The 20,119-nt window shown below is 72.3% G+C and carries 24 protein-coding genes and 1 riboswitch; of the genes, 11 read left to right on the top strand and 13 right to left on the bottom strand.

What is annotated here, in order from left to right:
* Window positions 1-93: 93 nt before the first annotated feature.
* The 8 genes from ACWGJ5_RS26675 to ACWGJ5_RS26640 form a co-directional block, all read right to left on the bottom strand.
* The gene (locus ACWGJ5_RS26675; RefSeq protein ID WP_453312199.1) at window positions 94-1,692 is read right to left on the bottom strand and encodes an alpha/beta hydrolase; all 1,599 of its coding nucleotides are present in this window, start codon (window positions 1,690-1,692) and stop codon (window positions 94-96) included.
* A gap of 119 nt (window positions 1,693-1,811) precedes the next feature.
* A complete protein-coding gene (locus ACWGJ5_RS26670; protein ID WP_453312198.1) occupies window positions 1,812-2,579 on the bottom strand; it encodes an urease accessory protein UreD in 768 nt (255 codons plus the stop codon).
* The gene (ureG, locus tag ACWGJ5_RS26665) at window positions 2,576-3,253 is read right to left on the bottom strand and encodes an urease accessory protein UreG (protein ID WP_453312197.1); all 678 of its coding nucleotides are present in this window, start codon (window positions 3,251-3,253) and stop codon (window positions 2,576-2,578) included. The genes ACWGJ5_RS26670 and ureG overlap by 4 nt, the downstream gene beginning before the upstream one ends.
* A 140-nt stretch (window positions 3,254-3,393) precedes the next feature.
* Window positions 3,394-4,068: an urease accessory protein UreF gene (locus tag ACWGJ5_RS26660; protein WP_453312245.1), complete on the bottom strand. Its 675-nt coding sequence runs from the start codon at window positions 4,066-4,068 to the stop codon at window positions 3,394-3,396.
* 10 nt (window positions 4,069-4,078) lie between these two features.
* Window positions 4,079-5,800, bottom strand: a complete 1,722-nt coding sequence (locus tag ACWGJ5_RS26655; protein ID WP_453312196.1) for an urease subunit alpha — start codon at window positions 5,798-5,800, stop codon at window positions 4,079-4,081.
* Window positions 5,793-6,104 carry an urease subunit beta gene (locus ACWGJ5_RS26650; RefSeq protein WP_453312195.1) on the bottom strand — a complete coding sequence of 104 codons (312 nt, stop codon included), beginning with the start codon at window positions 6,102-6,104 and terminating at the stop codon, window positions 5,793-5,795. The genes ACWGJ5_RS26655 and ACWGJ5_RS26650 overlap by 8 nt, the downstream gene beginning before the upstream one ends.
* 9 nt (window positions 6,105-6,113) lie before the next feature.
* A complete protein-coding gene (locus tag ACWGJ5_RS26645; protein WP_453312194.1) occupies window positions 6,114-6,416 on the bottom strand; it encodes an urease subunit gamma in 303 nt (100 codons plus the stop codon).
* 227 nt (window positions 6,417-6,643) lie between these two features.
* Window positions 6,644-6,922, bottom strand: a complete 279-nt coding sequence (locus tag ACWGJ5_RS26640) for a type II toxin-antitoxin system Phd/YefM family antitoxin (protein WP_453312193.1) — start codon at window positions 6,920-6,922, stop codon at window positions 6,644-6,646.
* A gap of 86 nt (window positions 6,923-7,008) precedes the next feature.
* Here ACWGJ5_RS26640 and ACWGJ5_RS26635 point away from each other — a divergent pair, with 86 nt between their 5' ends.
* The 3 genes from ACWGJ5_RS26635 (at window position 7,009) to ACWGJ5_RS26625 (ending at window position 9,007) form a co-directional block, all read left to right on the top strand.
* Window positions 7,009-7,644, top strand: coding sequence for an ATP-dependent Clp protease proteolytic subunit (locus tag ACWGJ5_RS26635; protein ID WP_453312192.1), 636 nt, complete (start codon window positions 7,009-7,011; stop codon window positions 7,642-7,644).
* A 7-nt stretch (window positions 7,645-7,651) separates the two neighbouring features.
* A complete protein-coding gene (locus ACWGJ5_RS26630) occupies window positions 7,652-7,957 on the top strand; it encodes a hypothetical protein (RefSeq protein ID WP_453312191.1) in 306 nt (101 codons plus the stop codon).
* 435 nt (window positions 7,958-8,392) lie between these two features.
* Window positions 8,393-8,530, top strand: a riboswitch (cyclic di-AMP (ydaO/yuaA leader).
* 3 nt (window positions 8,531-8,533) lie between these two features.
* A complete protein-coding gene (locus tag ACWGJ5_RS26625) occupies window positions 8,534-9,007 on the top strand; it encodes a C40 family peptidase (RefSeq protein WP_453312190.1) in 474 nt (157 codons plus the stop codon).
* 237 nt (window positions 9,008-9,244) lie between these two features.
* Here the strand turns inward: ACWGJ5_RS26625 and ACWGJ5_RS26620 are convergent, their stop codons facing one another.
* Window positions 9,245-9,862, bottom strand: a complete 618-nt coding sequence (locus ACWGJ5_RS26620) for a LysE family translocator (protein ID WP_453312189.1) — start codon at window positions 9,860-9,862, stop codon at window positions 9,245-9,247.
* Between the two features lie 95 nt (window positions 9,863-9,957).
* Here ACWGJ5_RS26620 and ACWGJ5_RS26615 point away from each other — a divergent pair, with 95 nt between their 5' ends.
* A complete protein-coding gene (locus tag ACWGJ5_RS26615; RefSeq protein ID WP_453312188.1) occupies window positions 9,958-10,881 on the top strand; it encodes a LysR family transcriptional regulator in 924 nt (307 codons plus the stop codon).
* A gap of 935 nt (window positions 10,882-11,816) precedes the next feature.
* Here ACWGJ5_RS26615 and ACWGJ5_RS26610 read toward each other — a convergent pair.
* Window positions 11,817-12,275 carry an ATP-binding protein gene (locus ACWGJ5_RS26610; protein WP_453312187.1) on the bottom strand — a complete coding sequence of 153 codons (459 nt, stop codon included), beginning with the start codon at window positions 12,273-12,275 and terminating at the stop codon, window positions 11,817-11,819.
* Between the two features lie 213 nt (window positions 12,276-12,488).
* Here ACWGJ5_RS26610 and ACWGJ5_RS26605 point away from each other — a divergent pair, with 213 nt between their 5' ends.
* Window positions 12,489-13,349, top strand: a complete 861-nt coding sequence (locus ACWGJ5_RS26605) for a helix-turn-helix domain-containing protein (RefSeq protein WP_453312186.1) — start codon at window positions 12,489-12,491, stop codon at window positions 13,347-13,349.
* 9 nt (window positions 13,350-13,358) lie between these two features.
* Complete coding sequence (locus tag ACWGJ5_RS26600) at window positions 13,359-13,580, top strand: DUF397 domain-containing protein (RefSeq protein ID WP_453312185.1); 222 nt, start codon at window positions 13,359-13,361, stop codon at window positions 13,578-13,580.
* 42 nt (window positions 13,581-13,622) lie between these two features.
* On the opposite strand, the gene ACWGJ5_RS26595 is transcribed toward ACWGJ5_RS26600, so the two are convergent.
* Complete coding sequence (locus tag ACWGJ5_RS26595; RefSeq protein WP_453312184.1) at window positions 13,623-14,750, bottom strand: 8-amino-7-oxononanoate synthase; 1,128 nt, start codon at window positions 14,748-14,750, stop codon at window positions 13,623-13,625.
* Window positions 14,751-14,897: 147 nt separating this feature from the next.
* On the opposite strand from ACWGJ5_RS26595, the gene bioB reads away from it, so the two are divergent.
* The 5 genes from bioB (at window position 14,898) to ACWGJ5_RS26570 (ending at window position 19,341) form a co-directional block, all read left to right on the top strand.
* Window positions 14,898-16,097 (top strand): biotin synthase BioB, encoded by a 1,200-nt coding sequence (gene bioB, locus ACWGJ5_RS26590; protein WP_453312183.1) that lies wholly within the window; start codon window positions 14,898-14,900, stop codon window positions 16,095-16,097.
* Window positions 16,090-17,388: an adenosylmethionine--8-amino-7-oxononanoate transaminase gene (locus ACWGJ5_RS26585; protein WP_453312182.1), complete on the top strand. Its 1,299-nt coding sequence runs from the start codon at window positions 16,090-16,092 to the stop codon at window positions 17,386-17,388. Before bioB ends, ACWGJ5_RS26585 begins: the two co-directional genes overlap by 8 nt.
* A 1-nt stretch (window position 17,389) precedes the next feature.
* Entirely contained in the window at window positions 17,390-18,106 is a 717-nt protein-coding gene (gene bioD / locus ACWGJ5_RS26580) for a dethiobiotin synthase (protein WP_453312181.1), read from the top strand.
* A 100-nt stretch (window positions 18,107-18,206) separates the two neighbouring features.
* Complete coding sequence (locus ACWGJ5_RS26575; RefSeq protein ID WP_453312180.1) at window positions 18,207-18,560, top strand: VOC family protein; 354 nt, start codon at window positions 18,207-18,209, stop codon at window positions 18,558-18,560.
* A gap of 91 nt (window positions 18,561-18,651) precedes the next feature.
* Window positions 18,652-19,341: a class I SAM-dependent methyltransferase gene (locus ACWGJ5_RS26570; RefSeq protein ID WP_453312179.1), complete on the top strand. Its 690-nt coding sequence runs from the start codon at window positions 18,652-18,654 to the stop codon at window positions 19,339-19,341.
* Window positions 19,342-19,394: 53 nt separating this feature from the next.
* Here ACWGJ5_RS26570 and ACWGJ5_RS26565 read toward each other — a convergent pair whose 3' ends face one another.
* Both ACWGJ5_RS26565 and ACWGJ5_RS26560 read right to left on the bottom strand, forming a co-directional pair.
* Window positions 19,395-19,769, bottom strand: coding sequence for a fic family toxin-antitoxin system, toxin component (locus ACWGJ5_RS26565; protein WP_228617087.1), 375 nt, complete (start codon window positions 19,767-19,769; stop codon window positions 19,395-19,397).
* A gap of 4 nt (window positions 19,770-19,773) precedes the next feature.
* Complete coding sequence (locus ACWGJ5_RS26560) at window positions 19,774-20,019, bottom strand: toxin-antitoxin system HicB family antitoxin (protein WP_228617085.1); 246 nt, start codon at window positions 20,017-20,019, stop codon at window positions 19,774-19,776.
* Window positions 20,020-20,119 lie beyond the last annotated feature (100 nt).

The raw sequence follows: 20,119 nt of genomic DNA, 5'->3' as shown, positions 1-20,119 counted from the left end.
GGGTCTTTCACCGTCTCCACGGATCCGCCCCCGCGGCCATGAGCGAGGGGCGGCCGGAGAGCCCGGCCGCCCCTCGTCACCGTACGATCCCGGTCACGGCTTGGGCGTGGCGTGCGGGCCGCAGGTCACGTCCGCGCCGTCCAGCTTGCCGTCGAGCAGGTAGGCGTCGACGCGCTGGTTGATGCAGGGGTTGACCAGGCCGGTCACACCGTGCGAGCCCGCGTCCTTCTCGGTAATCAGCCGGGAGCCCTGGAACCGCGAGTGCAGTTCGACGGCGCCCTCGTACGGGGTGGCCGCGTCCCGGGTCGACTGCACGATCAGCACCTGCGGCAGGCCCTTGTGGGTCATCACGTCGACCGGGGTCCGCTGCTTGACCGGCCAGGTGGCGCAGGGCAGGTTCATCCAGGCGTTGGCCCAGGTCATGAACGGGTAGTCCGCGTTGAGCCGGGTGTTGTCCCGGTCCCACTTCTTCCAGCTGGTGGGCCACTTGGCGTCGGTGCACTCGACGGCCGTGTAGACGGCGTTGCCGTTCTCGGCGGAGATGTTGCCGGCCGTGTTCGACAGGTCGGGCGCGGCGGCGTCGACCAGCGCCTTGGTGTCACCGGCGAAGTACTTGCCGAACACCGTGGCGACCGGCACCCACGAGGAGTCGTAGTACGGCGCGCTCTGGAAGAAGGAGATCAGCTCGGCCGGGCCGACGACCCCGCCGATGGGGTTCTTCTTGGCGGTGGCGCGCAGTTCGAGCCACTTGGCCTGGACGGCGGCGCGGGTGGTGCCGAGGTGGAAGGCGGCGTCGTTCGCGGCGACCCAGTCCTCCCAGTCCTTCCAGCGGCCCTCGAAGGCGATGTCCTGGCCCAGGTTCGCCTGGTACCAGATGTTCTCGCGGGCGGGGTTGACCACGCTGTCCACGATCATGCGGCGCAGGTGGCCCGGGAAGAGAGTGCCGTAGACGGCGCCGAGGTAGGTGCCGTAGGAGACACCGAGGTAGTTGAGCTTCTTCTCACCCAGGGCGGCGCGGATGACGTCCAGGTCGCGGGCGGTGTTCGGCGTGGTCATCTGCTGGAGCATGGCCTGGCCGGTACGCTCCAGGCAGCCGTCCGCGTATTCACGGGCCAGCTTGCGCTGGGCCGTCTTGTCCGCCTCGGTGTCCGGCACCGGGTCCATCTTCGGCGCCTTCACGAACTCCTGCGGGTCCTCGCAGGAGATGGGCGCGGAGTGGCCGACGCCGCGCGGGTCGAAGCCGACGAAGTCGTAGGCCTTGGCGACGTTCGCCCAGATGGCGTTCTTGGTGGTGACCCGGCGCGGGAAGCGCAGGCCGGAGCCGCCGGGGCCGCCCGGGTTGTAGACGAGGGCGCCCTGGCGCTCCTCCTTGGTGCCCGTGTTGCCGATACGGTCCACGGCGAGCTTGATCTGCTTGCCGTACGGGTGGGCGTAGTTCAGCGGCACGCTGACCCAGCCGCACTGGATGGGCTTCTCCAGCCCCCAGTCGGCCGGGCAGTCCTGCCAGTCGATGCCGGCCTTGGCGGCGCGGGCGGCGGCGATGGCGGCGCCCTGGGCCTCCCGGTCCTGGCCGGTCCGGCCGGCGGCGCTGGCCGCGGGCGCCGTGACGGCACCGGCGATCAGGGTGGCGGTGACGAGTGCTCCGGCCGAACCGAGCGCCAGCAGGCGGCTCTTCGGACTGTTGTCCCTCAAGTGGGCCCCTCCCCCTACATCAGGATCACTGCGAGTGGTCAGTTCGGGGATCCTCTCGGCTGTGAGCCGTCTGAGAACAGGGGGTGCCTGTCATCTTTACCAATCCGATAAACGGATGGTCACGTTCGCCCGTCGAGCCTTGCCAGTGACTCGTCCAGGAGTCTTCGCAGCCGTAGTGCGTCCGGTGCCACGGCGCTGACCAGTGCCGCCGGACCGGCCAGCGGCATCAGGGCGGCGCACTCGTCCAGCAGCTGGGGCTCGACCGGATGCTGGGCGAACTCGGGTCGTACGACGACCAGTTGACCTACCGCACGGTGCCCCGCCAGCCCCGCCGGTCCGTCCCAGCCCCCCGGCGCCCCGGGCCCGCAGGTCAGTTCCTGGTCCAGCACCGCACGGCCCGCCATCCGCACGGTCAGGCGGCTGGTGAGCCGCCCGGGCTCCTCCCCCGCCCGCCCGAGCACCTGCTCCTCGCGCAGCACGAGCCGGGCTCCGGCGGCGAGTTCGGCGCGGGTCGTGACATGCAGGTCGCTGCCGCGGGCCGAGATCAACTGCTCGGGGAGCCAGTGCAGTTCGGCGTCGTCGGCCACGTCGAGCCGTACGTCGTAACGGGCTTCGTCCTTGGCCTGCCCGGGCAGGGCGAGGGTGGCGGCGGCGGAGCCGACGTGCAGCCGGGCGCCCTCCGTCACGCTCGCCGTGAGCGAGAACCGGTCGCCGCCGAGCGGGCCGCTCATCGCGCCGACGACCATGACCCTCGCCTCGCAGCCGGCGGCCCGGGTGCGGCGCAGGGCCAGCGGGCCGTCGCTGTCCAGTACGGGCAGCGCGGTGCCGCCGCGGCCGTCGGCGCGGGCCACGATCCGCGCGTCTGCCCGGACCCCGGTGGCCGTCATGCCGTCCACGCGGCGAGCCGCTCGCGCACCCAGGCCGCCACGTCGGCGACCCCCCGCTCGCCGCGCAACGACTGGAAGACCACGGGGAGTTCGGCCCGCTGGGCCTTGGCGTCGGCGGCCATCCGGGCGAGATCGGAGCCGACGTACGGGGCGAGATCGGTCTTGTTGACGACGAGCAGGTCGGCGGTGGTGACACCGGGGCCGCCCTTGCGCGGGATGTCGTCGCCGCCGGCCACGTCGATCACGAAGATCTGCGCGTCCACGAGCCCCTTGGAGAAGGTCGCGGTGAGGTTGTCGCCGCCGGACTCGACGAGGATCAGGTCCAGCGGGCCGACCGCCTCCTCCAGGTCCTCCACGGCTTCGAGGTTGGCGGAGATGTCGTCGCGGATGGCGGTGTGCGGGCAGGCGCCCGTCTCCACGGCCGTGATCCGCTCGGGCGGCAGCACGGCCTCCCGGAGCAGGAACTCGGCGTCCTCACGGGTGTAGATGTCGTTGGTGACGACGGCCAGCGACAGCTCGTCGCGCAGGGCCCGGCACAGCGCGGCGACGGTGGCCGTCTTCCCGGATCCGACCGGGCCGCCGAGCCCGATGCGCAGGGCGCGGCGCGAGCCGTCGGGACGGTGCGCGTCCGCGCTGAGGGCGGCGGGGCCGGAGTGGGTGTGGTCGAGGTGCATGGCAGTGGCTCCGTTTTCAGCCGGGTCCGGCGTCGATCAGCCTGTCCGGCGTTCGAGGGCGAGGCCGTTCAGGCCGATCGGGGGTCCAGGGGGCGGAGCCCCTTGGAGGACGGGAAGTGCAGGGGCGGCGGGGGCGACGGCTACGACGCGAACAGCCGTACGGGCCAGGCCGCATGCCATTGCGCACCGACCTCCAGCAAGGGCCCCGACGCGGCGGGCAGCGCATCGACACCCTCGTCGGGCACCCTCCGCGCCGCCTCCACCGCCGTCACCGCGACGCGGTCCAGCTCCGGCGCGAGCCGGGCCAGCACACCGGTCGCGTCGAACGGGTCGAGGCTCAGGAGCCGTACCGTGGCCGTCGCCGGCCCGCTCACGCTCTCGTACGCCGCGCAGTACGCCGCGTCGTCCGGCCCCAGCCCGGCGGCCCGCGCGGCCAGACCGAGGACCACCGGCTGGTGCGCGCCCTTCGGGAACTGGCGGGCCAGTGCCTCGAGTTCGTCGCAGGGCCAGGTGGCCCTGGCCGCCCGCATCAGCTGCCGCCCCAGCCTGCGCGCGGCGGTCCGCAGTGCGGGCGACGGCGTACGGGCGTCCGCCGCCGCGTCCAAGTCCCCCGGGTCCACGCCGAGTACGGCGGCGGCGGCCAGCGCGCCCGCGACCAGCCCGGCGGTGTGCAGCCGGCCCCGGCAGAAGTCCTCCAGGTTCGCGGCGGAGGTGATCCGGCCCGCCTTGACGGCGGCCTCCGCCCCGCCGGAGTGCGCGTGGCCTCCGGCGGGGAAGCGGCCGTCGGCCAGGACGAGAAGCGCTGCCCGTGACATCACGCCCCCATCAGAAGAGGAAGTAGCGCTGGGCCATGGGCAGTTCGGCTGCCGGGCTCGCCTCCACCAGCTCGCCGTCGATGTGCACGGCGAAGCTGTCGGGGTCGATCCTGACGTCGGGCCGGGCGTCGTTCTCACGCATGTCGGCCTTGGTCACCGCGCGCGTGGACGTGATCGCCGCGAACCGCTTGCCGAGCCCGAGCCGCTCCGGCAGCCCGTCCTCGATCGCCGACGGGGCCACGAAGTTGACCGAGTTGGCGGCCGGGGCACGGCCGATCGCGCCGTACATCGGGCGGGGCAGGATCGGCTGCGGGGTGGGGATGGAGGCGTTGGCGTCGCCCATCTGCGCGTAGGCGATCTGCCCGCCCTTGAGCACGAGCTGCGGCTTCACCCCGAAGAACGCGGGCTCCCACAGCACCAGGTCGGCGAGCTTGCCGGTCTCGACCGAGCCGATCTCGGCGGCGAGGCCCTGGGCGAGCGCGGGGTTGATCGTGTACTTGGCGACATAGCGACGCACGCGGTGGTTGTCCGCGCGTCCGTCACCGGGCAGTGCCCCGCGCCTGCGCTTCATCACATGGGCGGTCTGCCAGGTGCGCAGGATGACCTCGCCGACGCGGCCCATGGCCTGGGAGTCCGAGGAGATGATCGAGATCGCGCCGAGGTCGTGCAGGACGTCCTCCGCGCCGATGGTGGACGGCCGGATCCTGGACTCGGCGAACGCCAGGTCCTCGGGGACGGCGGAGTTGAGGTGGTGGCACACCATCAGCATGTCGAGGTGTTCCTCGGCGGTGTTGACGGTGTAGGGCCGGGTCGGATTGGTGGAGCTGGGCAGCACGTTGGGCTGCGAGACCACGGTCATGATGTCCGGCGCGTGCCCGCCGCCGGCGCCCTCGGTGTGGTACGAGTGGAGGCCCCGGCCCGCGATCGCGGCGAGGGTGTCGCCGACGAAACCGGCCTCGTTCAGGGTGTCGGTGTGGATGGCGACCTGGATACCCGTGCGGTCGGCGACGGTGAGCGCGGCGTCGATGACGGCCGGGGTGGAGCCCCAGTCCTCGTGCAGCTTCAGGCCGGCCGCGCCGCCACGGATCTGGGAGAGCATCGCCTCGTGCGAGACGGTGTTGCCCTTGCCGAGGAAGCCGACGTTGACCGGGTAGGCCTCCATCGCCTCGAACATCCGGGCGAGGTGCCAGGGGCCGGGCGTGACGGTGGTCGCCTTGGAGCCCTCGGCAGGGCCGGTGCCGCCCCCGACCAGGGTGGTGATGCCGGAGGCCAGCGCCTCGTCGGCGATCTGGGGACAGATGAAGTGGACGTGCGCGTCGATGGCGCCGGCGGTGAGGATCCGCCCGTTGCCCGCGATGATCTCGGTCTCGGGTCCGATGACCAGGTCGGGGTGGACACCGTCCATGGTGTCCGGGTTGCCGGCCTTGCCGATGGCGGCGATCCGGCCGTCGCGGATGCCGATGTCGGCCTTGACGACGCCCCAGTGGTCGACGACGACGGCACCGGTGATCACCGTGTCGGGGGTGCCCTCGGCCCGGGTGGCGCGGGACTGGCCCATGGACTCGCGGATGACCTTGCCGCCGCCGAACACCGCCTCGTCGCCGGACGCACCGGGTCCGCCGGAGCGGTCCTCCTCGATCTCGATCAGCAGGTCGGTGTCGGCGAGCCGGATGCGGTCACCGGTGGTCGGCCCGAACAGGTCGGCGTAGGCGCCGCGGGAGATCTCAGGCATCGAGGGCACCTCCGGTCTCCCCGCGCAGCCCCGGCACGATCCGGGCACCGGCGAGGGGCACGAGCTCGACGTCGACCGGGATGCCGGGCTCGAAGCGCACGGCGGTGCCGGCGGCGACGTTCAGCCGCTTGCCGCGGGCCGCGGCGCGGTCGAACTCCAGGCCGGGGTTGGCCTCGGCGAAGTGGTAGTGGGAGCCGACCTGGACCGGCCGGTCGGCGGCGTTGAGGACGGTGAGGCGGGTGACCTCGCGGCCCTCGTTGACGAGGAGGGGGTCGTCCGCGAACAGGATCTCTCCGGGAATCATCGCGGCCCCTCAGATGATCGGGTCGTGGACGGTGACGAGCTTGGTGCCATCCGGGAAGGTGGCCTCGGCCTGGACGTCGTGGATCATCTCGGGGACCCCGTCCATGACGTCGTCCCTGGTGAGGAGCTTGCGACCGGAGGACATGAGTTCGGCGACCGTACGGCCGTCACGCGCGCCCTCGAGGATGTGCGACGTGATGAGGGCGACCGCTTCCGGGTGGTTGAGCCTGAGCCCGCGCGCCCTGCGCTTCTCGGCCACGTCGGCCGCCACGTGGATCAGCAGCCTCTCTTGCTCGTGCGGGGTCAGTTGCACGTCCCACCTCACAGTCCTTGCTCCGGACCGTGCGGGGTCCGGTTGCCGCAGCCATCACGACGGGGATAGGTGTAACGCACAGACAAATCCCCGGATCGTCCTCGGTCCGGGCAGGAGAACCCCTGATGGCGTGGATCGGCAGGCTAGAACGCTGGAGTTTCAGCGACGTTAACCAGACCTTGATCCACCGATGACCGCGCGATGGGACCAGTGATACGCGGCGCGGCTCAGGACGCGCCGGGACCGCGATGCTCGGCGGCGATCCCGAACCGCCGCTGTTCACGCGCGGCGGAACCGGCCTCACGGACACCCGAGACCGAACTGATGACCTGCTCCTCGGCCGGCTCCTCGAGTGCGTCCAGCCGCTCCAGGTCGGCGGCCGAGACCAGCGCGACCAGCGGCCTGCCGTGCCGTGTCACGACGACGCGCTCGCCGCCGTACACGACGCGGTTGATCAGGTCGGCGAGCTCAGCCCTGGCTTGCGTCACCGGAATCTCGTAGGCCATGCCCCCATCATAACGTCACGTACGTCCTGTACATTTTTTACAGAAGCCGAGCCCGTCGGAGGCCGTGCGATGAGAAGGGGTGCCCCATGTCCCGAGCGTTCGCCCGTCATGTCCTGCCCGAGTTCACCGAGCGCACCGGCGGCGGTGTCCGCACGCTCGACCCCTACGGCAAGCTCTTCGAGGACCGGATCGTCTTCCTCGGCACCCCGCTGGACGACGCGGCCGCGAACGACGTGATGGCGCAGTTCATGTATCTCGAACACGCCGCCCCGGAGCGGGACATCACGCTGTACGTCAACTCCCCCGGCGGCGCGTTCAGCGCGCTGACGGCGATCTACGACACGATGCGGTACGTCAGTTGCGACGTGGCGACCTACTGCCTGGGCCAGGCCGCCTCCCACGCCGCGCTGCTGCTCGCGGCCGGCACGCCGGGCAAGCGGTTCACCCTGCCCGGCGCGCGCATGGTGCTCTCCCAGCCCCAGCTGTCCGAGCCGGTGCAGGGCCAGCCCAGCGACCTGCTCATCCAGGCCGAGGAGTTCGCCCGGACCCGCGCGCTGACGGAGGAGATGCTGGTACGGCACACCGGGCGCACCGCCGAGCAGGTACACCGCGACCTGGAGCGGGACTTGGTCCTGGACGCCCCCGCGGCGGTGGCCTACGGCCTGGTGGACGCCGTCGTGCCCGGCCGGCGGAGCACCCCCGGCGCACCGGATGCGAGGTGAGCCGCCGATGCTGCCGGACCTGCCGCCGCTGCCCGCACTGACTGGCGCCGAGGGAGATCTGATCGACCGTTACCTGGAGGCCGCCGACCTGCTGGGCCGCGTCAACCCCGCGCACGGCGGGGACACCTACCGCGGACTGCGCGCCGCCCAGGCCCTGGTGCGCAAGGCCGCAGAGCTGCGTGACGCCCTCGCGTTGATGCAGCAGCGGGGCGAGACGGAGCTGCACGGGGACACGCTGGCACGGGCCTTGCGGGTGCTGGACGGTGACCGCCGGACCGCGCGCGTCGCGCTCCCGCCCGACGGCGTCGGCTGATCCGGACGCCGGACCAGCCGTACGGGACCCGGATGTCGACAGGCGCCGCTCGGGCCGGACTTGAAACGGCCCGAACGATGTACCGCCGACCGGTGTATATCCGGATCGTTCTCGGGGCCTTTCGACTTGCACTCCACGCGGGTTCGCCGTTCACGGAAAAGCGCTCAGCCCCAGGTCCGGGGCTACGTCCGGGACCTGACGGTGGCTCGATCGCGACACTGTCCACCCGAACGGGTGAGTGGTGAGTAACGCCACAAATCCCCTCAGGTATTGGGATTTTCGGACCGGTGTGCGTGAAGATCCCTGACTGACGACAAGCCCCCGCCACCGCGGCGGGGCGGTCCGGGCGGACGCCGAATCCTGCCGCCGCCCGGACGACCGGTCGACAGGAGTGGATCGGCAGGAGTGGAGGACCCGAGCAAGGCGGGTCACCGGAACGGATGTTCGTCTGTTCACCGCAGACGGCCGGAGGTTCCGAGCGACCCTTGGGGTGAAGCCGCGGCAACGCGGCCGGGCAACTTCGCCAGCCCGAATCCGACAGGTCATCCTTCACAGGCGGCTGACGAAGGGTTGCGCATGACTGCGCCAAATCGTGTCCCGTCGCTCATGGCCCGGGCCGGCACGGCCTCGGCCCTCACCCTCGCCGCCGTCGGCGGCTCGATCGCGGTCCCCGGTCTCGCCACCGATGCCTCGGCCGCGGCTCTCGCGACAAAAGCACTGCAGGTCGCGGCCTCCAAGAAGGGGTCCCCGTACCAGTACGGGGCCACCGGGCCGCGCAGGTTCGACTGCTCGGGGCTGACGCTCTACTCGTTCAAGAAGGCGGGCAAGACCCTGCCGCGTACCGCCGCCCAGCAGTACAACAAGACGCACCACATTTCCTCCGGCCAACGCAAGGCCGGTGACCTGGTGTTCTTCCACTCGGGTTCCTACGTCTACCACGTCGGCATCTACGCCGGGCACGGGAAGATCTGGCACGCGCCGAGGACCGGGGACGTGGTGCGGCTCCAGAAGATCTGGACCAACAGCGTCTGGTACGGCCGGGTCGGCTGATCCTGTCTGCCACGGCGGGGTCGGCCGAACCGGCCCGCACGACCGGTCCTGCTACGGCGCCGTCGGCCGACCGGTCTGCCGTGGCAGGTTCGGTTGACCGGTCCGCTGGGGCGGGTCGACTGACCGATGTGCTGTGGCGGGTTGGGTTGACCGGCCTGCTGTGGCGGGTTCGGTTGACCGATGTGCTGTGGCGGGTTCGGTCGACCGGCCTGCTGTGGCACGTCGGCTGACCCGCCGTCAGGGCAGGAGCGGCTCCAGCAGCAGGGCCGCTCCCAGCACCGTCAGGGCCACCCCGGTGCCCGCCTGGAGCCCACGGGCGGCCCGGGGCCGGCGCAGCCATCTGCCCAGCCGGTCGACCAGCAGCGCGACCGCCTGGAACCACGCCAGCGCCAGCGCGCACACGATGAGCGCGAGCAGCAGTGTCCGGGGCAGTGCGGGGCTCCCGGCGGGCACGAACTGCGGCAGCAGGCTGAGGAAGGTCAGCGAAGCCTTCGGGTTGAGGACGTTGGTGACAAAGCCCTGCCGGAGCGGGTGCGCCGGCTCGGGCGCCTTCTCCTCGGGCGCCTGGACGGCCTCCCGCAGCGACCACAGCGTGCGCACCCCGAGCTGCAGCACATAGGCGCCGCCCAGCAGCTGCAGCGCCCGGAACAGCGCCGGCACGGCCACCAGCACGGCCGCGACACCGGCCACCGCCAGGGTGGTGTGCACCAGGAGTCCGCCCGCGATGCCGAGTGCGCAGACCGCGCCGGCCCGGCGCGAGACCAGCGCGTTGCGTACGACCACGGTGAAGTCGGCGCCCGGCATGGCGACCAGTCCGGCGGCGATCCCGGTGAAGGCGATGAGCTGTCCGTCCATGCGCCCAGCCTGCCCCGGCGAAGCCTTCAGCAGGTATTTCGGCTTTCATTTGGGTGAGCCTTAAGCATTGCTTCAGGCCGACTTATCCTGAACCCATGTACGACCCGACCCGGCTGGCCGCGCTGGTGGCCGTCGCGGAGGCCGGCTCGATCACCCGGGCCGCCGACCGCCTCGGCTACACACCGCCCGCCCTGTCCCAGCAGCTGGCCAAGCTGGAGCGGGAGGCGGGTACCGCGCTGCTGGTCCGGCACCATCGCGGGGCCCGGCTGACCGAGGCGGGCGAGGTGCTGGTGGCGCGGGCCCGGCGAGTGCTGGACGAGTTGGAGCAGGCCCGGCACGAACTGGCCCGGCTGACCGGTCTCACCGGCGGCGCGCTGCGGCTCGGCACCTTCCCGACCGCCGGGGTGCATCTGCTGCCGCCGGCGCTGAGCGCGTTCCGCAGGGCACATCCGGACGTGACGCTGTCGGTCGCGGACTACGACCCGCCGACCGGCGTCACCGCCGTGGCGGCCGGCGAGGTGGACCTGGCCCTGACCCACACCTACCACCCGGCCGAGCCCTCCCCCGTGCCGTCCTCGGTGCGTCTGGAGCCGATCCTGGTGGACGAACTGGTGCTGGTGACCGCGCCCGGGCACGCCCTGAGCAGCACCGCGTCCCGGCTGCCCCTGGCGGAGCTGGCCGGCCAGCCGCTGATCAGCATGGCCCCGCACCATCCGGCCCGCCGGGACATAGAGGCCCTGCTGTCCGACGCGGGCGCCACACCGGCCCTGCTGGTCCCGACTCCCGGATACGCCGTGGTCTGCGCCCTCGTCAGCGCCGGACTCGGCGTGGCCGTCGTCCCCGAGATGGTGGCCCGCACGGCATCCACCCCGGTCGGAGTCCGTCCCCTGGAGGCAGGCCGCCTGCACCGCACCATCTCGGTGGCCTACCGCCCCGCCGAATCCACACCGGCGGCGGACGCCTTCCGCGCACTGCTACGAGGCGCCTTCGGCCGGGCGGGACGATCACCGGGGGCTTGAGCGCCCAGTACGCCGTCCAGGGGCAATGACGTCCATCCACGGCGCGGGCGCGTAGGAGCGCTCTGCACGCGCCCGGCTACGGCTGGCCCGGCCCGGAGGCCCGGAGCACGACCTCCCTACCCTCGGGGTCTGCTACGGCGTCCTGCGAGAGGTCCTTGCGTCCGGCTCGTGCGGCCCTCGGTGGCTTGACCCGCGTCTGGCCGGTCCGGCCCGCAGAGGCCCGGGCACCGCCCGGGCCAGCCGTCGGCACGCCGTACCGGCGGCCACGACGGCCGCGGCCCGCAGCGGACGGACCCACGCCGGCCACCAACGCCGCCCGAGCGCCGCCTCGCGCCCGCTCCAGCCGCCCGCACCGGGCGAACCGCGGAACACCGGGCACCGGTACGCCTCCCCGGATACGGCCACCTCGCTCACACCGAAGGGCCCGAGTCGCGGCGGTTGCCGCCCAGCACGCCGTCCCCGCCCCCCACCGACTGGCCTCGTCCCCGCGCCTGACCTCCCCGACGCTTCCTCACCCCGCAAACCCGGGCTCCACAGCGCGCCTTCCCCGGCCTGTCGTCCGGACGACGCGACGTCCTCGCCCCGCACCTGACCTCGCCGCCCCCATCACCCCGCCCCGACGCCGCCAACCCGCACCCCAGAGCCCGCCGTCCCCGACCAGTCGCCCTCAGCCCGCCGCCAGCACCTTGTTCCGGACGACCCACCCGGCCCGCCGTCCCGGACGACCCACCCGGCCCGCCGTCCCGGACGACCCACCCGGCCCAGCATCCCGGACGACCCGGCGTCCCGCCCCTCGCCGCCCACGGGCTCGTCGCACCGACACCCCTCGCACCCGCCCCTTCGTCGCCCCAAGCTCTCCCGCGCCCCAAGCTCCCGACCAGAACTCGAGGTGGCCCGGAAAGCGCCCCCCACCCCACCGGGCCCCGCCCGGAGGGCTACGGTTCCTGTGGGCCCGCTGCCGGGACCGGCTCGGGCGGGAGGATCCACGGGAGTTCGATGGAGACCGTCTTGCCGCCCTCCCGGGTGGGGCGGACGCACATGGTGCCGCCGCACTCCGCGGTGAGCCAGCGGATGATGACCATGCCGCGGCCGTTGTCCTGCTGGACGGCGGCGGGCAGTCTCTTCGGAAAGCGCGGATGACTGTCCGTGACGCCGATGCGCAGATGTTCGTCACGGTCCAAAGCGATGTCGACCGTGAAGGTGGGTGACTGACCGAAGGTGTGCTGTACGGCATTCGTGGCGAGTTCGGAGACGATGAGCCGCACGGTGTCGGCCACGTCGGTGTCCGACGGCAGGCCCCACTCCACTAGCGTGCCCACGACATACGTGCGGGCGGCGGAGACCGAGGCGGGATCGCTCGGCAGAGTGACGGATGCTTCCAGATGGTCTGCCATGGCGACGTCGTCCCTTTCCGGCGGGACCGCAGTCCGACACGGAGCCGGATGGTCGAGTACGGTCCCGGACTGGTGCTCGCTCGTCAGACTGCCACCACGGGACCGGTCACGGGGAGCGATCCACCAGGATATGCATATATCTGTCGCCCAAAGCGGTGAACTCTACGACGCGAGACCGTATTTGGGCGGCCCGCATGGAGTAAGGAGGAGCCCATGCAGAACGGGCCGGCAGTGCGCCGCCGCAAACTGGGCGCCGAACTGCGCACGCTGCGTACCGGTGCGGGGCTCACGAGCGGTGAGGCGGCCCGCCTGGTCGGCTGGCACCAGTCGAAGGTCAGCCGAATCGAGACCGGTGCCAGTGGCGTGAAGCCGGCCGATGTGCGGTTACTTCTCGACGCCTACGAGGTGCGGGACGGGCAACTGCGCGAATTGCTGCTGATGCTGGCGGGTTCCGAGGGAACGGGCGACCGGCACTGCTGGTGGCACGCCTATCGCGGGGTGCTGCCGCCCACGTACCGGGACTTCATCAGCCTGGAGTCGCAGGCGTGCACGATGCGCACCCTGGAGACCACCGTCGTACCCGGCCTGCTGCAGACGCCCGAGTACGCCCGCGCGGTGACCCGTGCGGCCGTGAAGGGCCTGGACGAGGAGGGCCTGGACGCGCTGGTGGAGGTGCGGTTGGCCAGGCAGGACGTGCTCCGCGCCCACCCGCCGCTGGAGCTGAGCGCGGTGCTGGACGAGGCGGTGCTGCGGCGCGAGGTCGGCGGGCCCGAGGTGATGGCCCGGCAGCTGGAGCGACTGACGGAGGCGGCCCGGCTGCCCCAAGTCCGGCTCCAGGTACTGCCGTTCGGCGCCGGAGCGCATGTCGGCCTCACCGGGCCTTTCGTTATCTTCTCATTTCCGAGCACTTCTGATCTGGACGTGGTTGTTCTTGACCAGCTGACGAGTAGCCTCTACCTGGAGCGGAAAGAAGACCTCATGGCCTACTCGGAGGCCTTCGACACCCTTCGGATGCACGCCCTTTCACCCGAGGACACGTTGGACTACATCGCCGGGATAGGTGACGGCGCGTAAGGAGGCACCATGTCAGCACTGCCTCGGAACGTCCCTGCCAGTACCGACCTGCACGACGTGCGCTGGCTGCGCAGCAGCTACAGCACGGGAGCCAACAACTGCGTGGAGACGGCCCGGCCGCGCTCCGGCCCCGGGGCCGGACTGCTCGCCGTGCGCGACTCCAAGAACCCGGCCGGACCCGCGCTGCTCTTCTCCGCCGCGAGCTGGACCGGATTCCTCACCACCCTCTGACCGAAGACGACCACGCGCGAAGCACGGCCGTGTCACGCCGACTCATGGTCGCGTCTCGCCGATCACACGTACAGCGCGTTCGATCTCGGCCCCGGACAGGTCCGCGCGGGCGGTCAGCCGCAGCCGTGAGATGCCGTCGGGCACGGAAGGAGGACGGAAACAGCCCACGGCCAGGCCCGCGGTACGGCAGTCGGCCGCCCAGCGCACCGCCTGCTCCGGGGACGGAGCCCGCACGGAGACCACCGCGGCGTCCGGACGCACCGCGCCCAGACCCGCGGCGGTCAGCCGTGCGTGCAGGTCCGCGGCCACCTCACGGGCACGTGCCGCGCGCTCCGGTTCGCGGACGAGCAGCCGCAGTGCGGCGAGTGCCGCGCCGGCCGCCGCCGGGGCGAGGCCCGTGTCGAAGATGAAGGTCCGGGCCGCGTTGACCAGATGGTCGATCACCCGCGCCGGGCCGAGCACCACCCCGCCCTGACTGCCCAGCGACTTGGACAGGGTGGCCGTGACCACCACGTCCGCGGCGCCCGCGAGACCGGCCGCGTACGGCGCGCCCCGGCCGCCGTCGCCCAACACCCCGAGCCCGTGCGCGTCGTCCACGACCAGTCCCGCGCCGCGCTCCCGGCACGCCTCGGCCAGCTCGGCCAGCGGCGCCCGGTCGCCGTCCACCGAGAACACGGTGTCGGACACCACGATCGCCGGCCCCTGATGGCCGGCCAGAGCCTTGCGCACCGCCTCGGGATCGGCGTGCCCGACGACCTGCCGCTCACCCCGGGCGAGCCGGCAGCCGTCGATGAGGGAGGCGTGGTTGCCGGCGTCGGAGACGATCAGCGAGCCGTGCGGGCCGAGCGCGGTGACCGCGGCCAGGTTGGCTGCGTAACCGGAGGAGAAGACCAGTGCCGCCTCGAATCCGCAGAAGGCGGCCAGCTCGCGCTCCAGCTCGGTGTGCAGCTCGGTGGTGCCCGTGACGAGCCGGGAGCCGGTCGAGCCGCCGCCCCACGTCCGGGCGGCCCGGGCGGCCCCCTCGGTGACCTCGGGGTGGTGGGCGAGGCCCAGGTAGTCATTGCTCGCCAGGTCCAGCAGCGGTGAGTCGGCGGGGCGCGGACGCAGCGTCCGTTCGAGTCCGGCGCGGCGCCGCGCCTCCGCCTGGTCCTCGATCCAGCCGAACGCCATGGGTCCTCCGGGGCTTTTGTAGGTAGCGGACAGACCCTAGCGGCAGGAGCAGCCGCCCAGGGTGTGGCAATACCCACACGGTGATCCGTCTCCGTTGTGCAAACTCTCCTTGGCCCGGGGCGGTCCCGTAGGACAGGATCAGGCCTCATGGACCTGCTGAACACGCTGGTGGACAAGGGGCTTCGGCGCGAGCTGCCGACTCGCGAGGAAGCGCTCGCCGTTCTGGCCACCTCCGACGAAGACGTACTCGATGTGGTGGCCGCGGCCGGAAGGGTGCGCCGGCACTGGTTCGGGCGACGGGTGAAACTCAACTACCTGGTGAACCTCAAGTCGGGCCTGTGCCCGGAGGACTGCTCCTACTGCTCCCAGCGGCTCGGCTCGAAGGCCGGCATCCTGAAGTACACCTGGCTCAAGCCCGACGAGGCCTCCCAGGCGGCCGCCGCGGGCCTCGCGGGCGGCGCCAAGCGGGTCTGTCTGGTGGCCAGCGGGCGTGGTCCCACGGACCGGGACGTGGACCGGGTCTCGGAGACCATCCGGACCATCAAGGAGCAGAACGAGCAAGTCGAGGTGTGCGCCTGCCTCGGCCTGCTCTCCGACGGCCAGGCCGAGCGGCTGCGCGAGGCGGGCGCGGACGCCTACAACCACAACCTCAACACGTCCGAGGGGACGTACGCGGACATCACGACCACGCACACGTACGCCGACCGGGTGGAAACGGTGCAGAAGGCGCACGCGGCCGGCCTGTCCGCCTGCTCCGGTCTGATCGCGGGCATGGGCGAGAGCGACGAGGACCTGGTCGACGTGGTGTTCTCGCTGCGCGAACTGGACCCGGACTCGGTGCCGGTGAACTTCCTCATCCCCTTCGAGGGCACCCCGCTGGCCAAGGAGTGGAACCTCACCCCGCAGCGCTGTCTGCGGATCCTCGCCATGGTCCGGTTCGTGTGCCCGGACGTGGAGGTCCGGATCGCGGGCGGCCGCGAGGTCCACCTGCGCACGATGCAGCCCCTCGCGCTGCACCTCGCCAACTCCATCTTCCTCGGCGACTACCTGACCAGCGAGGGCCAGGCCGGCAAGGCAGACCTGGAGATGATCGCGGACGCCGGGTTCGAGGTGGAGGGCGCCGGCGAGGTGACGCTGCCGGAGCACCGGGTCGAGGCCGCGGCCGGCTGCGGATCGGTCTGCGGCTCGCACGAGGGCTGCGGCTCGCACGAGGGCACGGGCGCGTGCGGTCACGAGGGCGGGGACCTGTGCGGTACGGCGGCCGCGCCCGCCACGCAGGAGCCGCGCACCGACCTGGTGGCCGTGCGTCGCCGGGGCGCCGGAACGGACCTCGCACCCAATGCCTGATCTGCCCGGCCTGCCCGGTCTGAGCGTCCCCGAGCTGCTGGAGCTGGACCGACGGCATGTGTGGCATCCGTACGGCCCGATGCCCGGACGCGCCGAACCGCTCGTCGTGGAGTCGGCGAGCGGCGTCCGGCTGCGGCTCGCCGACGGCTCGGCCGAGCTGGTGGACGGCATGTCCTCCTGGTGGTCGGCGATCCACGGCTACAACCACCCGGTCCTCAACGAGGCGGCGCACGACCAGCTCGGGCGGATGAGCCATGTGATGTTCGGCGGGCTCACGCACGAGCCCGCCGTACGGCTCGCGAAGCACCTTGTCGACATGTCGCCACAGGGCCTGGAGCACGTCTTCCTGGCCGACTCCGGTTCGGTGTCGGTCGAGGTCGCGGTGAAGATGTGCCTGCAGTACTGGCGCTCGCTCGGCCGGCCCGGCAAGCAGCGGCTGCTGACCTGGCGGGGCGGCTACCACGGCGACACCTGGAGCCCGATGTCGGTGTGCGACCCCGAGGGCGGGATGCACGCGCTGTGGTCGGGCGTGCTGCCGCGCCAGGTGTTCGCCGACGCACCGCCGACCGAGTACGAGGAGTCGTACGCCGACCGTCTGCGCGAACTGATCGGCCGCCACGCGGACGAGCTGGCCGCGGTGATCGTGGAGCCGGTGGTGCAGGGCGCGGGCGGGATGCGCTTCCACTCGCCCGCGTACCTCCGGGTGCTGCGCGAGGCCTGCGACGCGCACGACGTGCTGCTCGTCTTCGACGAGATCGCGACCGGCTTCGGCCGTACCGGCGCGCTGTTCGCGGCGGAGCACGCGGGCGTCACCCCGGATGTGATGTGTGTGGGCAAGGCGCTGACCGGCGGCTATCTGACGCTGGCGGCCACGCTGTGCACCGCGCGGGTCGCCGACGGCATCTCGCGGGGCGAGGTGCCGGTGCTCGCGCACGGGCCGACGTTCATGGGCAACCCGCTGGCGGCGGCCGTGGCCTGCGCGTCCATCGAACTGCTGCTGGGCCAGGACTGGCGGGCGGAGGTCAAACGGATCGAGGCGGGCCTGTGGGAGGGCCTGTCGCCGGCTCGCGCGTTGCCCGGCGTCCGCGACGTCCGCGTCCTCGGGGCGATCGGCGTCGTCCAGCTCGACCACGAGGTGGACATGGCCGCGGCGACCGCGGCCGCCGTGCGGGAGGGCGTCTGGCTGCGCCCGTTCCGCGACCTGATCTACACGATGCCGCCGTACATCTCCTCGGACGAGGACGTGGCGAGGATCGCGCGTGCGGTGTGCGCCGCGGCGCGGAAGGGATGACATGCCGGTACTGGTGATCACGGGCACGGGTACGGAGGTCGGCAAGACCGTCACCACCGCCGCCGTCGCCGCCGCGGCGCTCGCGGCCGGGCGCTCGGTGGCCGTGCTGAAGGCCGCACAGACGGGTGTAGGGCCGGACGAGCGCGGGGACGCCGACGAGGTCGCGCGGCTCGCGGGGCCCGTCACGGCCACCGAACTGGCCCGCTATCCCGAGCCATTGGCACCCGGCACGGCGGCCCGCCGAGCGGGCATGGCGCCGGTCCACCCGCACGAGGTGGCCGACCGGGCGGCCAAGCTGGCCGCCGAGCACGATCTGGTGCTGGTCGAGGGGGCGGGCGGGCTGCTCGTCCGCTTCGACGCGGCCGGCGGCACGCTGGCCGACGCGGCCGCGCTGCTCGGCGCACCGGTGCTGGTGGTCGCCCAGGCGGGCCTGGGCACCCTCAACACGACCGAGCTGACGGCGCTCGAACTACGCCGGCGGAACCTGGAGTTGGCCGGTGTGGTGATCGGCAGCTGGCCCGACCGCCCCGACCTCGCCACCCGCTGCAACGTCACGGACCTGCCGGAGGTCGCGGCGGCCCCCCTGCTCGGCGCGATCCCCTCCGGGGCGGGTGCGCTGCCGCCGCCCGACTTCCGCAGGGCGGCACCGCAGTGGCTGGCCCCCCGCCTGGACGGCACATGGGACGCGGCGGCGTTCCGGGTACGGGTGACGCCGTAGACAGGGGCGGTGTACGGGACCTCTGCCGGGCAGCACCGGACCCCGGTCCGTCCCACGCCGCCGGCCGACCGCCCGACCGCCGTCCTGGCAAGATGGCGGCATGGAACGTGTGCTTGGAATCGGTGGCTACTTCATGCGGGCTGCCGACCCGGCTGCCCTGAGCGCTTGGTATCGCGACTGCCTGGGCCTGGACGCCGACGAGAACGGTCTGTGGCGTCAGGGAGCCGGGCCGACGGTGTTCGCGACGTTCGAGTCCGAGACCGGCTACTTCGGGTCCCGCGCCCAGCAGACCATGCTCAACTTCCGGGTCCGCGACCTGGATGCGATGCTCGCGCAATTGCGCGCCAAGGGAGCGGACGTGGCCGAAGAGACGCAGGACATGGAGGGTGTCGGCCGATTCGGCTGGGTCACCGATCCCGAGGGCAATCGGGTCGAGCTGTGGCAGCCCGCCTGACCTCGTCCCCGCGCAGGGGAACACGCGCCGGGGATGCGGTGGCCTCATACGGGGGACACTGTTCCTAGGCCGTCCCTCCGGGAGGTTCGCCATGCGGCTGTTGTCCGGCTCCGACAAGGTGGCGCGGAGTCCCGTCCACCACCCCCTGTTCGCCCGCTTCTACGCCCGGTACAGCGTGAGCGCCGAGACCCGGATGGGCATGGCCGGAATACGGGAGCGGCTGCTCGCCGGGCTGTCCGGGCGGGTGATCGAGATCGGCGCGGGCAACGGACTGAACTTCGCGCACTATCCGGGCGCCGTCGCGGAGGTCGTCGCGATCGAACCGGAGCCGCTGCTCCGGCAGTTGGCGCTGGAGTCGGCCCTGCGCGCCCAGGTCCCGGTCGACGTGGTGCCGGGCGCGGCGGAGGCACTGCCGGTCAAGAGCGAGGCCTTCGACGCGGCCGTACTGTCCCTGGTGCTGTGCAGCGTGCGGGACGTGGCGCGCGCGCTGGGCGAGGTACGACGGGTGCTCAAACCCGGCGGTCAGGTGCGGTTCTTCGAGCACGGCCAGGGCGGCGGCCGCCTGATGACGACGACCCAGCGCGCCCTGGACCGGACCCTGTGGCCCACCCTGACCGGCGGCTGCCATCTGGCCCGGCAGCCGGTGGCCGCGCTGCGCGAGGCCGGGTTCACGCTCGGCCCGCAGCGGCAGGTGCTGATGCCGGAGAACGGCCCGGCACTTCCGTCCTCGTACTGCGCGCTCGGGGTCGCCTGGCGGCCGGACGAGCCGGACGCACGCTGATCACAGTCCTCGCGCAGCAGCCACGGTGACGGGTCCCCGCGCCACGACCGACCTCACAGGCTCCAGCGGCGCAGCTCGCGCGCGATGTCGTCCACGTCGGCCTCGCCCTCCTTCACCAGCCGGGCGAGATCCCGCACCTGCTCGGGCGAGGTGGCCACCTTCTCGCCGCTGGCGACCAGGTAGGCATAGGCGACCGCCGAGGCGAACAGCGCGTTGGAGCGCTCCAGCGCCGGCAGGTGGATCAGCAGCTGGAGCAGGGAGGCGGCACGGGCGTGCGGGTTGTCGTAGACGGGCACGCCGAATATCTCGGCGCGGTGCCGGGCGACGGCGGCGACCAGCGCGCCCCAGTCGGTGACCTGGGGGTCCCCGGGCGTCTTCTGTTCTGCGAGCATGAGGAGCCAGGCGAGGTCGATGCTGAGCTCGTTCAAGGGATCAGCGGCCGTCCCCGACGCCGCTGCCGGTCCCGCGGGTCTCGGTGAACTCCTCGGCGAACACGGACTCGTACTGCTTCATGAAGTCGGCGGCGGCCTCGACGAACGTACGGCCGGCCTCGCCGGTGTCCTGTCTGACCAGCTCTTCGATGTAGCGGTTGACGCTGATACCGCGGGCCAGGGCGCGTTCGCGGGCCGCGCGGGCGGTGCCCTCGTCCACGCGCACGTTCAGCTGGGTCTTCGCCATGCCTCGACGCTAGCGCCGCCGTGCTAGCAAAGCAAGGGCGCGCGGAACCGGTGCGCCGGGTCGGCTTGTCGCCTACGCTCGCCCGGGACGGGCGGTTCCG

The organism is Streptomyces sp. NPDC054783 (assembly GCF_053611725.1).
Note: the sequence above shows the minus strand (reverse complement) of the source record. Positions and strands in the feature narration are given on the sequence as shown.

Coding starts and splice junctions, on each gene's coding strand:
- ACWGJ5_RS26670 (WP_453312198.1), bottom strand. CDS start 2,579: ATGACGGCCACCGGGGTCCGGGCAGACGCGCGGATCGTGGCCCGCGCC.
- ureG (WP_453312197.1), bottom strand. CDS start 3,253: ATGCACCTCGACCACACCCACTCCGGCCCCGCCGCCCTCAGCGCGGAC.
- ACWGJ5_RS26660 (WP_453312245.1), bottom strand. CDS start 4,068: ATGTCACGGGCAGCGCTTCTCGTCCTGGCCGACGGCCGCTTCCCCGCC.
- ACWGJ5_RS26655 (WP_453312196.1), bottom strand. CDS start 5,800: ATGCCTGAGATCTCCCGCGGCGCCTACGCCGACCTGTTCGGGCCGACC.
- ACWGJ5_RS26650 (WP_453312195.1), bottom strand. CDS start 6,104: ATGATTCCCGGAGAGATCCTGTTCGCGGACGACCCCCTCCTCGTCAAC.
- ACWGJ5_RS26640 (WP_453312193.1), bottom strand. CDS start 6,922: ATGGCCTACGAGATTCCGGTGACGCAAGCCAGGGCTGAGCTCGCCGAC.
- ACWGJ5_RS26635 (WP_453312192.1), top strand. CDS start 7,009: ATGTCCCGAGCGTTCGCCCGTCATGTCCTGCCCGAGTTCACCGAGCGC.
- ACWGJ5_RS26630 (WP_453312191.1), top strand. CDS start 7,652: ATGCTGCCGGACCTGCCGCCGCTGCCCGCACTGACTGGCGCCGAGGGA.
- ACWGJ5_RS26625 (WP_453312190.1), top strand. CDS start 8,534: ATGACTGCGCCAAATCGTGTCCCGTCGCTCATGGCCCGGGCCGGCACG.
- ACWGJ5_RS26620 (WP_453312189.1), bottom strand. CDS start 9,862: ATGGACGGACAGCTCATCGCCTTCACCGGGATCGCCGCCGGACTGGTC.
- ACWGJ5_RS26615 (WP_453312188.1), top strand. CDS start 9,958: ATGTACGACCCGACCCGGCTGGCCGCGCTGGTGGCCGTCGCGGAGGCC.
- ACWGJ5_RS26610 (WP_453312187.1), bottom strand. CDS start 12,275: ATGGCAGACCATCTGGAAGCATCCGTCACTCTGCCGAGCGATCCCGCC.
- ACWGJ5_RS26605 (WP_453312186.1), top strand. CDS start 12,489: ATGCAGAACGGGCCGGCAGTGCGCCGCCGCAAACTGGGCGCCGAACTG.
- ACWGJ5_RS26600 (WP_453312185.1), top strand. CDS start 13,359: ATGTCAGCACTGCCTCGGAACGTCCCTGCCAGTACCGACCTGCACGAC.
- ACWGJ5_RS26595 (WP_453312184.1), bottom strand. CDS start 14,750: ATGGCGTTCGGCTGGATCGAGGACCAGGCGGAGGCGCGGCGCCGCGCC.
- bioB (WP_453312183.1), top strand. CDS start 14,898: ATGGACCTGCTGAACACGCTGGTGGACAAGGGGCTTCGGCGCGAGCTG.
- ACWGJ5_RS26585 (WP_453312182.1), top strand. CDS start 16,090: ATGCCTGATCTGCCCGGCCTGCCCGGTCTGAGCGTCCCCGAGCTGCTG.
- bioD (WP_453312181.1), top strand. CDS start 17,390: ATGCCGGTACTGGTGATCACGGGCACGGGTACGGAGGTCGGCAAGACC.
- ACWGJ5_RS26575 (WP_453312180.1), top strand. CDS start 18,207: ATGGAACGTGTGCTTGGAATCGGTGGCTACTTCATGCGGGCTGCCGAC.
- ACWGJ5_RS26570 (WP_453312179.1), top strand. CDS start 18,652: ATGCGGCTGTTGTCCGGCTCCGACAAGGTGGCGCGGAGTCCCGTCCAC.
- ACWGJ5_RS26560 (WP_228617085.1), bottom strand. CDS start 20,019: ATGGCGAAGACCCAGCTGAACGTGCGCGTGGACGAGGGCACCGCCCGC.